A 12,481-nucleotide genomic window follows, 5' to 3' on the forward strand; every position below is an offset into this window, starting at 1 on the left:
GTCTCTCTCCCCCCCCTAAAGCGACAGGCCGCCGTCGACCACGAGGGTGTGGCCGGTGACGTAAGATGCGAGCGGCGAGGCCAGGAACAGCGCCGCCCCGGCCATGTCGGCGGGCGTGCCCATCCGGCGCTGCGGGATGGTTGCGAGCGCCCCGGCCAGACGTTCGGGATTGGCGGTGGTGACCTTGGTCAGCTTGGTCTCGACGAGGCCCGGCGCCAGGCCGTTGACCCGCACCCCCTCGGGCGCCCAGGCCTGGCCCAGGGTCTTGGTCAGGCTGATGGCTCCCGCCTTGGACGCCGCATAGGCCGGGTTGCCGATATTGGCCTTCAGGCCCGAGATCGAGCTGACGATGATCACGCTGCCCTGGCTGGTCGTCAGGGCCGGCTTGAAGCGGCGGGCGCAGGCCATCAGGCTGTCGAGATTGACCGCCATCACCCGGTCCCAGCCGGGCCGCTCGAACTCGCCGCGCTTGTAGACGACGGTCCCCTGGCAGAGGACCAGGACGTCCAGCGTCTGGAACGGGGCGGGGGCGGCGTCGATGGCGTCGGGATCGCCGACATCGACCTGGGCGTAGGAAAGGCCCGTCAGGTCAGAGCCCTCGGCGGGGTCATAGTCTTCCGCGCTGGCCCGCGTGCCCCAGACGGCGACTTCTGCGCCCCGCGCCTTGAACGCGTGCGCGATCCCGTTGCCGATCCCGCTGGATCCGCCCACGACCAGCACGCGCTTGCCGGTGAAATCGGTGTCGTTCATCCCCGCGTCCTCCCTTTTTCAAAGGATAGGCGCGGGTGACGTAGGGGAGGTCAAAACCCTTCCTGATGACAACGCGCGTGTCAGCAGGTCCAGGTTTCGTAGAGGCCGCAGCAATCACCCTCGTCATCCCGGGTCGGCTTCGCTGCGGCCGGGATGACGAGGAATGGTTGTCTCGAGAAGTCTCTTACGCCTTCGCCTGATCCATCAGGCCCGCAAACCGCTCGAACAGGTACAAGCTGTCGGTCGGGCCCGGAGACGCTTCGGGGTGGTGCTGGACCGAGAACACCGGCTTGTCCTTCAGGGCGATGCCGGCGTTGGTGCCGTCGAACAGCGAGACGTGGGTCTCCTGCACGGGGGCGGGCAGGGAGCTGCTGTCGACCGTGAAGCCGTGGTTCATCGAGACGATCTCGACCTTGCCGGTGGTCAGGTCCTTCACCGGATGGTTGGCGCCGTGGTGGCCCTGTTCCATCTTCACAGTCTTGGCGCCCAGGGCCAGGGCCAGCATCTGGTGGCCGAGGCAAATGCCGAAGATCGGCTTGCCGCTGGCGACCAGCTTCTGGATCTCGGGCACCGAGTACTGGCCGGTGGCGGCCGGGTCGCCGGGGCCGTTGCTCAGCATCACGCCGTCGGGGTTACGGGCCAGGATGTCCTCGGCCGAGGTGTTCGCCGGCACCACCGTGGCGCGGGCGCCGACGTGGGCCAGCGCGCGCAGGATGTTGCGCTTGACGCCGTAGTCGACGACCACGACCTCGTATTTGGGCTTGTCGAGCTTGGCGTAGCCTTCCGGCCAAGACCACAGGCCCTCGTCCCAGGTGAAGGTCTGGGTGGTCGAGGCGTCCTTGGCCAAATCGAGGCCTTCCAGGCCGGCCCAGGCCTTGGCCTTGGCGACCAGGGCGGCGAGGTCGAACTTGCCCTCGGGCGAGTGGGCGATGACGCCGTGCGGCATGCCGGTCTCGCGGATCTTGCGGGTCAGGGCGCGGGTGTCGATCCCGGCCAGGCCGATGACGCCACGGTTCTTCATCCAAGCGTCGAAGTCGCCATTGGCGCGCCAGTTGGCCTGCGCGGTCGGGACGTCGCGGAACAGGGCGCCGCGGGCGGCCGTCTCGGCCACGCCGGTGATCTGCTCGACGTCCTCGATGTTCGTGCCGACATTGCCCACGTGCGGGAAGGTGAAGGCCACGATCTGGGCCATATAGGACGGGTCGGTCAGGATCTCCTGATAGCCCGTCATGGCGGTGTTGAAGCACACCTCGCCGACCGCGTCGCCGACCGCGCCGCAGCCCACGCCTTGCAGGATCGTGCCGTCGGCCAGGGCCAACACGCCAGTCACGCCGGGGAGAAGGTCTTGGGACATTCTATGCAGCGCTCCTGAACGCGGTTAGGCCCGGAATTGGGCGGACAATTTCGCAAAAAGGCGGACCCGGGGTAACCCCCATCCGGCCCCCGCGCGGCGGGGCGTCTCCTTGCAAGAAAGCGGACGGGCTTTGGGCCCGTCCGCCGCGCAAACGGCGCGGTGTCTAGGGGCTATGGGGGAGGGGGTCAACCCCTGTCGATCACGCGCTTTCGTCGCGCCGCCACATTCCCGTGATCGGTGAACGCCGGGCCTCGCCTCGAGGTGTCAGAAACCCTTATGGTGCAAGGCTTCCAAGCCATCGAAGCGCGACGATCACGGGAGGACGACCCATGCTCGAGTTGCGTCCTAATTGCGAGTGCTGTGACCGCGATCTGCCGCCGTGCAGCCCGGCGGCTCGAATCTGCACCTTCGAGCACACCTTCTGCGCCGCGTGCGCCGAGGCCTACGACGACCGCTGTCCCGATTGCGGCGGTGGTCTGGTGGCGCGGCCGATCCGGCCAGAGAGCCAACTCCACCGCTATCCGGCGTCGCTGCGGCGCGTGACGCGCGGACGCCTCATAAACCGAACGCCGCGCGGGCTTGGCGATCAACCTGCCGGGCGCGCCTGAACGGTCCTTGAGGGGCGATACTCGTTGCCGTCCCTCAAATGGCCTGGACACTGGGTGGAATATACCCGGCGAACCTCGTCAATTGGTCAGGACGATTGGCCCGATCTCCAGCCTGATCGCCGCGCTCAGGCGCCGGCCACAGAAAACGGAAAGTGCGGCTCGCGGGCGGAAACTCCGTCGATAGTGCCCACAAAATCGCTGTAACTGGACGTGTGACGTCGGCCTTCGATGTCTGCTCCCGGTGTCAAAAGGTCTGACCTCGATGTCAGATGTGTTGACGAACGCGTCGTTTTGCGAGAGGGTCTGGTAGCGCTACCAAAATGTGAGCGCCAAAAAGCAAGGCTGCTCGTCTTCAAGCGGGCTTTCGGGAGGAAGGGGATCTCAATGCGGAAATTCGCTATGGGCGCGCGTCTGCGCCGCGCCGCGCTTCTGGGCGCTACGATGCTGTCGGGCATGATCGCTGTTGAAGCACATGCCCAGACCGCGCCGGCCGCCGACGACGCCGTCGACGCGATCGTCGTCACGGGCTATCGCAAGAGCCTGGCGCAATCGACGGTCGCCAAGCGCGAAACTACCGGCTTCGCCGACGCCATCTTCGCCGAGGACATCGGCAAGTTCCCCGACTCCAACATCGCCGAGTCGTTCAACCGCGTTCCCGGCATCACCATCACCCGCGACATCACCGGCGAAGGCGTCAACGTCGCCATCCGGGGTCTGGGCAGCAACTTCACCAATGTGACGCTGAACGGCGCCTCGATCGCCGTGGCCTCGTCGGGCGCGACCGACGCGCAAGGCACCGACCGCTCGGTCGACCTCAGCTTCTTCCCGACGGACCTTTTCACCAAGCTGACGGTGAACAAGAGCTATTCGGCCAGCCTGCTGGAAGGTGGCGCTGCGGGTAACATCGACATGCGCTCGGCGCGTCCGTTCGATCGTCCCGGCCAGCACCTGAGCATGAACGTTCAGGGCGTGAAGGCCGACGGCGCCAAGCTGGGCGGCAAGGGCTCGCTGATCGCCAGCAAGACTTGGGACAATTTCGGCGTCCTGTTCGGGATCTCGGGCCAGCGCCTGAAGACCGACACCCGCGGTTACGAAACCATCGGCTACACCAATCCGAACCTGTCGGCCGCCCAGTGCGGCGCGACCAGCGGCTGTAATCCCACCGGCGGCGGCAACTGGACAATCCCGGGCACGGTTCCGGTCGGCGCGGGCGGGGGTCTGGTGGCCGGCACGGTGATCGACCGCGACTTCCTGCTGTCCAAGAACCCCGGCGCGACCATCCAGCAGATCGACAACGGCCTGTTGCCGCGCATCGGCCGCCCGTCGGCCTCTTACGGTAACCGCGACCGCATCAATCTGGTCGGCAGCCTGGAGTGGCGTCCGAACGACGACGTCAACTTCTATGTCGACGGCATGTACGGCTACAAGAAGACCGACCTGATCCGCGAAGACATCATGTGGATCGTCCGCAACGGCGCGGTCATTCCGCTGAACACCAAGTACGACAAGGCCGACTGCTCGACCGGTTGCACGGTGACGCAGGGCACCTACGCCAACTCGAATTTCTTCCTGGAATTCCGTCCCTATCTCGAAAAGACCGAGCTGTGGGGGATCAATCCGGGCGGCGAATGGCGCATCAACGACAAGCTGAAGTTCGAGGCCCAGGCCAACTACACCAAGAGCAACTTCCACCGCGAAAGCCCGACGTTCGGTCCGGTCACCGCGCTGGGCGTGGGCACGACGGTGGAATACACCGCCAACCCGACCGGCGTCCCGACCATCAAGAGTAGTGTCGACCTGAACAACCCGGCCAACTTCGTCTGGACCGGCGGTCGCGTGAACATGCAGGACGAAAAGCGCTGGTACGAGACCAAGGGCGCGCGCGCCGCGCTCACCTGGGGCGACCAGGCTCTGAACCTGAAGGTGGGCGCCAACTACGACGACATCTCGCGCACCATTCGTGGCTACGATAACAGCCAAGCCTGGCAGAACGCGACCTGCGGCAACAATCCGAACATCTTCCTGCCCTCGCCGAACGGGCAGCCGCCCTGTCAGGGCCTGAACCAGCCAGGCGCCGCGCCGGCCGGCTATCCGACCTATCCGGGCTACGGCACGGGCTACACGGCCGGCCAGACGACGCCGCTCAGCTATGGCGGCTCGCTGATCCCGACCACGGCGATCGCCAGCTACCTGAAGCCCGGTCCCGCCGGCTTCGTCACGGTCGACTGGGACAAGGTCAAGCAGGCGTCCAAGTACGACCAATTCCACGACAACACACCTGAGACCGGCGGCTCCAACACGGGCGCCAGCGGCGGCTACATCAACGAGAAGAACAGCGCGGCCTTCACCGAACTCAACGGCGTGACCCAGGTGCTGGACAGCGACCTGCGCTTCAATGTCGGCGTCCGCTATGTCCGCACCAAGCAGACGATCGGTGGCCGTGTCTCGGTGGCCGATCCGCGCAACGCGCCGGCTTCGGGCGCGCTCGCCGATGGCGCGCGCTACCCGAACATCACCAACTTCGTCTACACCGAGAACACCTACTCGAAGTGGCTCCCGGCCGCGAGCATCGCCTATGATGTCAGCGAGCGCGCCGTTGCCCGCGCGGCGGTGTCGGAGACGATGACCCGCCCGGACCCGGCCGCCCAGCTACCGGGCGTCAGCTTCGGCGCGCCGTCGGCTGACCAGGCCACGATCGGCAACTCGGCCCTCAAGCCGTACTTCTCGAAGAACATCGACCTTGGCTTCGAGTTCTACACCGGCCAGGAAGGCCTGATCGCGGTCAACGCGTTCCGCAAGTCGATCACCGGCTTTACCCAGAACCAGGTGACCACCCAGCCGTTCGCGGCCCTGGCGCAATACGGCATCACTTACGACACCCTGAACGACACGCAGAAGACGGCCATCAACTCGCGCGGTGGCCCGACCCAGGCCCAGGTTCAGGTCCAGTCGCAGATCAACGTGCCCAACAAGCTCACGATCAACGGCCTGGAGTTCCAGTGGGTGCAACCGCTCGACTTCCTGACCAGCCGCTTCGGCGTCGAAGGTCTGGGCGTCAACGCCAACGCCACCATCGTCGACCAGACCAGCAACGGTCCGGCCACCGCGCTGGGCGTGGCCAAGTACACCTACAACCTGACGGGCTACTACGAGCACAACGGCGTCAGCCTGCGTCTGAGCCATGTGTTCCGGAAGGGCTCGCAAGTCAGCGGCCTGAACCAGAACGGCATCGCCGCCGCCGCCCTGTTCTCGGACGACTACAAGCAGACCGACTTCTCCTCGACCTACGACCTGGCGAAGATCTTCGGCCTGAACAACGCGCCGCAGGTGACCTTCAACATCACCAACCTGACCAACGAGTCGCTGCGCTCGTACTTCCAGTACGACAACGCGACCTTCACCTACTACAAGCCCGGCCGCCAGTACGTGCTGGGTCTGCGGATGAGCTTCTAACTTTCTAACCCCCCGCCCGGCGGCGCCGGCCTTTCCCGGCGCCGGCGGGTCTACTTCTCGACTGCTCGGCCCTTCTCCTCCGGGCTGTTGCGGTGTTCCACGGCGCGCTTCCCCGCGAAGCGCGCCGCTCTTTTTTTGGGGGAGCGGGGCGTCGCGCGGACAACTTGTCGCAATCGGTTAGGGCTTCCCGATTCAGCTTCGTTAACACCTTCCGGGCAAGCTCCACCGTGCAAGGAGCAACGTCCATGGCCACCGCCGCCAACCCATCCCCGGTCAAGGTTTCACCCCCCGCTCGCTCGGCTCTCACGCTTGGCGAAACCCTTCTGCACATGGCGCTTTCGGCGGCGATTCCCATCAGCGCGGTGGTCTTCGTGGCGCTGACCTTCTAGGTCGTCACCGGCGCGTCGCGCGCCGTTCCAGCCACCATAGCATCCCCAGTACCGCCAGCAGGCCAAGGGCCCAGGGCCAGGGCGAACCCGGCGTCTGACGCGCGGCGCGCATCGGTCCTGCGGCCGACGTCTCTATCAGCCTTTGCGTCGCCGCCCGCGCCTCCGCCTGCGCTAGCGAGGGCGCGGCTTCGGCGGGCTGTACGTAGAGCGCGCTGCGGCGATCCCCGTCGACGACCGTCCGCCAGCCCGGGCCCGCCGGCCAGTAGGCCGCGCACGCCCCTGGCGTTGCGCGTGGATCGATCAGCGGCCGCCGCGTCGCGCCGTCGGATTCGACCACGCTGAGCGCCGCTTTCGCCCCGCACAGGGCGACCCGTTGGCCCGCCCGCGCCAGACCCGCGACATGGACCCCCGCCGCGTCGCCGGGACGGGCCACGGCCGAGAACAGCTCGCTCCACAGCTCGCCATGGCGGTCGGCGCGGCCGGTCAGCACCAGGGCGTAGCTGTCGGCCACGGTCCATAGCGCCACCCGGCCCTGGCCGCGCGCGCGCCAGGCGGCCAGCGGCTGGCCGTCTTTGGTCACCGCCAGGGGAACGCCGCCCGAGGTGGTGGGCAGGATGTCATGCCGGTTCACGTCGGAGTTCGGGCCGTTCAGCCGCACGGCGCGGAGGCCGTCGGCCTCAGCGGTCGGCAGGCCAAGCATCGCCCAGTCGCGGCGCACGGCGTCGGACAGCGGACCGCTGGGCCGCAAGACCAGGCCAAGGCCCCCGCGCACGGCGCCTTCGATGGCGGCGCGGTCCTGGCGGTCCAGGGACTCCCAGCGGCGGTCGTCGATGACCAGCAGGTCCACCGCATCCAGTGTGGCGCGGGTCAGGGCAACCGGCGCGTCGCCCAACTGCACGCCGCCGCCCAGCGAGACCTCGAGGTTCAGGGCGATCCCGGCGTCCTGGGCCCAGCGGCGCAGGTACTTGGTCTCGGCGCTCGGCGCCCCGGCCAGGACCAGGACGCGCGGGCTGACCGGCGCGCGGGCCTCGACCGGGATCTCGACATGCTCGACCTGGCGGCCGGCGGCGTCGCGCAGGCGCAGGTCGAACAGCACCGGCCCCGCCGCCCGGGCTGCGCCTGACAGGCTGAAGCGCGCGCCGGCCTTGACCTCGGCCTTGTCGACCACGGCCCCAGCGGGATCCAGCAGCTCGACCACGCCGGCCTTCAGCGCGCCGATCTCGCCGCCCACGCTGAAGCGGGCGCCGGGCGCGACGGGGGCGGGCAGGGCCAGGGCGACGATCCCCTTGGGCGGGGCGGGCGGGGCGAAGGTCGCGGGGCGGTCCAGCGGGATGCGGTCGCGCGGCGACAGGCCATGGCCCTCGATCCGCAGACGGCCAGGCTCGGGATAGAGCCGCAAGGCCGTGGCCAGGTCCGGAACCCGGATCGCGCCGGCCGCGCGCGCCGCTTCGGGCAGGGCCACGACGACGTCGCCCGAGGCGGGCAGGCGGGCGCTCGCCCCCTCCGTCAGCACCACCAGCCGTCCGGGCGCGGTCAGCACGTGCGGCGGGAACAGGGTCAGCCACAGGAGAGCGCCGGCGGCGACCTGCAATCCCGCCAAGGCGACAAGGCGCCAGGTGGGACCCCGCTCGGCTGCAGCGGCGGCGCGGCGGCGCAGGGCCAGGCGCGTCAGGCTGGCGACCAGCGCGCCGATGATCACGGCCAGGGCCAGGAGCGAAAGACCGGTCATCGCAGGGCGTCCAGATACAGCCGGCCGCGCGGGTCGACGGGCGCACGGCGCTGCACGCTCGGCGTCGGGCGCTCCAGCGCGGTCCACAAGAGGGCGCGCAGCTTGCGCCGGCAGTCCTGGCATTGGGGCTCGTTGCGGACCGTGTCGATGGCGGCGCTCAGCGACAGGGCGTCGGGTAGGCGGGCCGCATTGGTGCCGACCCAGCGAGCCAGGGCGTCCAGGTTCGGCGGTGCGGCGGCGCCCGTTTGGCCCAGGGCCCGCCAGGCCTCGACAGCGGGACTGTCGGCCGGATCGCGGACCAGCGGCGCCAGACGCCCGGCGACAATGCCGTCGCGCTTGCCGCTCATCCGCCGCGACAGGTCGATCGGCGGCAGCTTGGGCGGCGTGCGGGCCAGATAGATCCGCGTCGCCTGCTGGGCGGTCTTCAGCAGGACGAGGGCCCGGTTGGCGTGCGGCAGGGCCGCCTTGACCTCGCCCTGACGCAGGGCGCGCTCGGAGTCCCACATGGCGTCCAGCGCCTGGGCCAGGGTCGCGCGGGCGCTCGGTGAGAACAGCGTGGCCGCATCGCCCGTGTCGTGGGCGTGGCCGAACTGGGCCAGCAGCTTGTCCATGTCGCCCAGCGGGGAGCCGTCGCTTTCCGCGCCATGGTCGTGGCCGTCACCCGGACTATGGTCATGGTCGTCATGCGCCTCGGCCTTGGCCGCCGGGGCGGCGGGGCCGTCATTGGTCGGCAGGTCCAGAGCCGGGGCGTCGCTGGTGGGCAGGGCCAGGCCCACCCCGCCGCCGCCGCCTTCGGCCTCCTCGCCCATGAACTGGCCATAGCGCAGGCGCAGCTGGGCCTGGTCCTCGCCAAGGCCGTTGGCGCTGTCCATGAACTTGTCGGCCGAGATCCGGGACTTGCGGGCGAGGAGGGCTTCCGCGTCGATGATGATCTGGCGCTGGCTGCGGAAATAGACCGGCAGGATCTTGCGGGCCATGCCCTCCAGGCCGTCGACCGGCGGCGGGTCGTTGGGCCAGCGCAGGATGACGCTGGGCCCCTCGACCGTCTGGGCGGCGGGCTGGCGGTTGTCGCGGACGATCAACTGGACGATCAGGTCGCCGCCACGCTCCAGGCCTTCGCGGGCCAGGTCCAGCGACACCGGGAAGCGCTTGAGCCGCGCGTCGCCGAGGCCGACGACCGAGAGGATCCGCTCGGTGGTGGTGATGTTCTCGCCTTCGCCCTTGGTGACGGTGATCTTCAGGGTGGCATTGGCGGCGACGCCGTAGTCGTCGCGCGCCTCGAACACCGGGGTCCAGCGGGTTTGGCCCGGTTCGACGAAGGTCAGGGCGGTGGTCGGGGTGACGACGCGGACCACCGGCGGGGCGTCGGGGATCATCTCCAGCCGGTGCAGCCGCTGGCGGGGCAGGCCCGGCGCTTCGATCCGATAGAGGGCCGAGCGCTCGAAGCTTCGCGCGCCGGTCCAGCGGCCGCCGTCGCGGCGCAGGGGCAGGCCGGCCTCGCCCGGGAAGGTCAGAGTCGTGGCGTCGGGCTGAGGCAGGAAGCCCAGGCTCCAGACGACCTGTGAGCCTGCGGGCGCTCTGACGTCGAGGCTGCTCTGCTCGAACGGGCGCTGGCCGGTATAGGCCGGCGGGGTAATCCGTAGCCGCGCGCCGGTCAGGTGCGGGGCGGCCAGAGGCGCGGGCGCGGCGGCGCCTTGGCCTTGTCCGGTCTCGCCCGGCGCGGGCCACAGGGCGGCGGCCGCGATGACGAGCGCGCTGAGGCCGACCGAGACGGCGATGGCGCGGGTCGACCAGGCCGGACGCAGGTCGAGGGCGGCGGCCTCTTTCAGCCGGTCGCGAAGCCGCGCCTGCTGCAGGGCCGCCAGGCCCGTCAGGGTCTCGGGCGGCGTGAAGAGAAGGTCGCTGCTGTCCTCAAGCCCCGGCGCCTGGGCGTCGAGGGCGGTGGTCAGCCAGGCGCGGTCAAAGCGCTGCGTGCGCCGCCAGCCGGTCCAGGCGAGAGCCCCCAGGCCCGCCGCGCCGACGGCAAGAGTCCCCAACGGTCCGGCCAGACGCCATGCCGCGACGCCACCGGCCAGAACGGCGGGCGCGCCGACCGCCAGGGTGTCGAGCACCACGCGCAGGCGGGCGGCGCGGGGCAGATGGGCCAGGACGGCGATCATGCCAGCACCGCGCGGTTTCGGCGCGTGGCGAGCCAGCGCTCACCAGCGAACAGCGCCGCGATCAGCACCGCCAGCCAGGGGCGCAGGTCGAGCGGATGCGGATTGAAGGCCAGAGCCGGAACCGTTTCGCCAAGCGCCGGCGCATAGTCCTGGGCGGCGACGCGGGCGGGCGCGGGCGGCGGGTCCAGCAGGGTCCACAGGCGGTCCGGGAAGTCGGGCTCGACCAGGGCGGGCAGGTTCTTGGGGGCCAGCGGGCGGGTCAGTTGCAGCACGCGGCCCTGGCCATAGCGGCCTTCGACGGCCAGCGGCTCCGCCAGAGGGTCGCGCCAGACCACGGTCTTGGGCCCCTCGACGGGGGAGGGCGCGTCGTTGGCTAGCAGCACGACGCCGCCGCGCTCGATCCAGGACAGCGCGGCGTCCGACAGCGGCGCGCCCGACAGCCAGATCAGGGTCTGGGCGCCGCTGGGAAGAGGCTGGTCGACGGGCGCGGCGTCGAAGGCGGGCGCTTGGTCTGGCCCGGCATAGGCGCTCGCTGCAGCGCGGAAGAACTGGACCGCCTCGGCCCGCTCGGCGGCGTAGCGAACCACCAGGGCCGGCGGCGGGCGCTCAGGCTTGGCGGTTGGCGTCGCGGTCGCTGGCGCGACCTTCCAGGTGACCTTGCGCGACAGCACGAGCCGCCCGCCGTCGGCGTCGAAGACCGGGGGGACGACCAGGGTCAGCGGCGCGCCCTCCGGGAGCTCGGCGTCGAGCTGGCGGATCAGGCTTGTGAGGTCGGCGGTGGCGGGCGGTGCGGCGCGGTCGGCGCCGGGGAAGCCGGGCGCCAGCCAGACGCGGCGCGCGCCGTCATCCGGGACCTGAGCGGCGTCGATCCCCGGAGCGAGGGCGACCACGGGACGCTCATCGCCGGTCGGCCGCAGCACCGGGCGGGCCAGGGCGATAGCGACGGCCACGATCAGCGCGATCCGCACCGCCAGCAGCAGGCGCTCGTCCAGCCGCAGGCGCTGGACGGGCTTGGGATTGGGGTTCAGCCAGCGCAGGGCGGCGAAGTCGATGGTCTTGGTCTCGGTGCGCCGGGCGATATGGATCGCCAGCGGAACCGCGACGGCCAGCAGGGCGGCGAGCGCGGCGGGCAGCAGCAGGGCGGGGATCATCGGACCGCCGCCGCGCGGGCCAGGGCCTGGATCGGCCCGTCAGGATCCTGGTCGGCGAAGTGTTCGGCGAAGCGCACGCCCCGGCTTTCCAGACGGGCGCGCAGGGCCGCGCGGGCCTCGCCAAAGCGCTTGAGGAAGTCGGCGCGCAGCGATCGGCCGTCGCCGGGCAGCTCGGCGAAGCTCTCTGGATCGCGGAACCGAAGCGAGCTGTCGAACGGAAAGTCGCGCTCGTCGCCGGTCAGGAGCTGGACGAACGACACGTCGCGGCCCGAGGCGGCCAAGCGCTCGGCGGCGGCGACGCAGGCCTCGTCGAAGCCGTCGGTGATGAAGATGACGAGGTCGCCGGGCGCGATGCGCTCGCCCAGGGTCTTAAGGTCACGCTCCCAGTGCGGCGCGCCGCCGGGCTGGAGCGGGCTGATCTCCAGGCGGATGCGGTCGCGCTGGCGCTTGTCGCCTGACGGCGCCAGCACCAGCGGCCCCTTGTCCTGGGCGACGACGAGGCCGAAACGGTCGCCTTGCAGCAGGGCGATCTCAATCAAGGCCGCAGTCAGGCGGCGGGCGGCGTCGAAGCGGGTCCAGGTGGGGCGCGCCAGATCGGCCTGGGCCATCGAGGCGCTGGCGTCCAGCACGATCCAGATCGCCACCGGACTCTCGCGCTCGGCGTCGCGGACGAAGAACTTGTCGGACCGCGAATAGAGCTTCCAGTCGATGCGTCGCAGGTCATCGCCGCGCTCATAGGCGCGGTACTGGGCGAACTCCATCGCCCCGCCGCGATTGCGGCTGGCGTGCGCGCCGTCGCCGACCAGCACGGCGGCCGCGCGGGGCGCCAAGGACAGGCGTCGCAGGCGGGTGCGCAGGTCCGGAGGCAGGTCGAACGGCGACATACGC

At 70.1% G+C, this 12,481-nt stretch carries 9 protein-coding genes; 3 read left to right on the forward strand and 6 right to left on the reverse strand.

Annotated elements, in window-relative coordinates:
* Window positions 1–15: 15 nt before the first annotated feature.
* Window positions 16–750, reverse strand: a complete 735-nt coding sequence (locus CSW63_RS07205; RefSeq protein WP_062095623.1) for an SDR family NAD(P)-dependent oxidoreductase — start codon at window positions 748–750, stop codon at window positions 16–18.
* A gap of 184 nt (window positions 751–934) precedes the next feature.
* Complete coding sequence (gene carA / locus CSW63_RS07210; RefSeq protein ID WP_062095621.1) at window positions 935–2,104, reverse strand: glutamine-hydrolyzing carbamoyl-phosphate synthase small subunit; 1,170 nt, start codon at window positions 2,102–2,104, stop codon at window positions 935–937.
* A 329-nt stretch (window positions 2,105–2,433) separates the two neighbouring features.
* On the opposite strand from carA, the gene CSW63_RS07215 reads away from it, so the two are divergent.
* The 3 genes from CSW63_RS07215 to CSW63_RS07225 all read left to right on the forward strand — a co-directional run bounded on the left by CSW63_RS07215 (window position 2,434) and on the right by CSW63_RS07225 (window position 6,554).
* Window positions 2,434–2,712 (forward strand): DUF1272 domain-containing protein, encoded by a 279-nt coding sequence (locus CSW63_RS07215; protein WP_062095619.1) that lies wholly within the window; start codon window positions 2,434–2,436, stop codon window positions 2,710–2,712.
* Window positions 2,713–3,096: 384 nt separating this feature from the next.
* Window positions 3,097–6,165 (forward strand): TonB-dependent receptor, encoded by a 3,069-nt coding sequence (locus CSW63_RS07220; protein ID WP_062095617.1) that lies wholly within the window; start codon window positions 3,097–3,099, stop codon window positions 6,163–6,165.
* A 245-nt stretch (window positions 6,166–6,410) separates the two neighbouring features.
* Window positions 6,411–6,554 (forward strand): hypothetical protein, encoded by a 144-nt coding sequence (locus CSW63_RS07225; RefSeq protein WP_127846947.1) that lies wholly within the window; start codon window positions 6,411–6,413, stop codon window positions 6,552–6,554.
* Between the two features lie 4 nt (window positions 6,555–6,558).
* Here CSW63_RS07225 and CSW63_RS07230 read toward each other — a convergent pair whose 3' ends face one another.
* From CSW63_RS07230 to CSW63_RS07245, 4 genes are read right to left on the reverse strand one after another with little or no spacing between them, the layout of a single operon-like run.
* Entirely contained in the window at window positions 6,559–8,283 is a 1,725-nt protein-coding gene (locus CSW63_RS07230; protein ID WP_099503854.1) for a hypothetical protein, read from the reverse strand.
* A complete protein-coding gene (locus CSW63_RS07235) occupies window positions 8,280–10,442 on the reverse strand; it encodes a DUF4175 family protein (RefSeq protein WP_099503852.1) in 2,163 nt (720 codons plus the stop codon). The genes CSW63_RS07230 and CSW63_RS07235 overlap by 4 nt, the downstream gene beginning before the upstream one ends.
* Window positions 10,439–11,593, reverse strand: a complete 1,155-nt coding sequence (locus CSW63_RS07240; protein WP_062093800.1) for a BatA domain-containing protein — start codon at window positions 11,591–11,593, stop codon at window positions 10,439–10,441. The genes CSW63_RS07235 and CSW63_RS07240 overlap by 4 nt, the downstream gene beginning before the upstream one ends.
* Window positions 11,590–12,477: a DUF58 domain-containing protein gene (locus CSW63_RS07245; RefSeq protein ID WP_062093799.1), complete on the reverse strand. Its 888-nt coding sequence runs from the start codon at window positions 12,475–12,477 to the stop codon at window positions 11,590–11,592. Before CSW63_RS07245 ends, CSW63_RS07240 begins: the two co-directional genes overlap by 4 nt.
* Window positions 12,478–12,481 lie beyond the last annotated feature (4 nt).

Source organism: Caulobacter sp. FWC26 (assembly GCF_002742645.2).
Classification (GTDB): domain Bacteria; phylum Pseudomonadota; class Alphaproteobacteria; order Caulobacterales; family Caulobacteraceae; genus Caulobacter.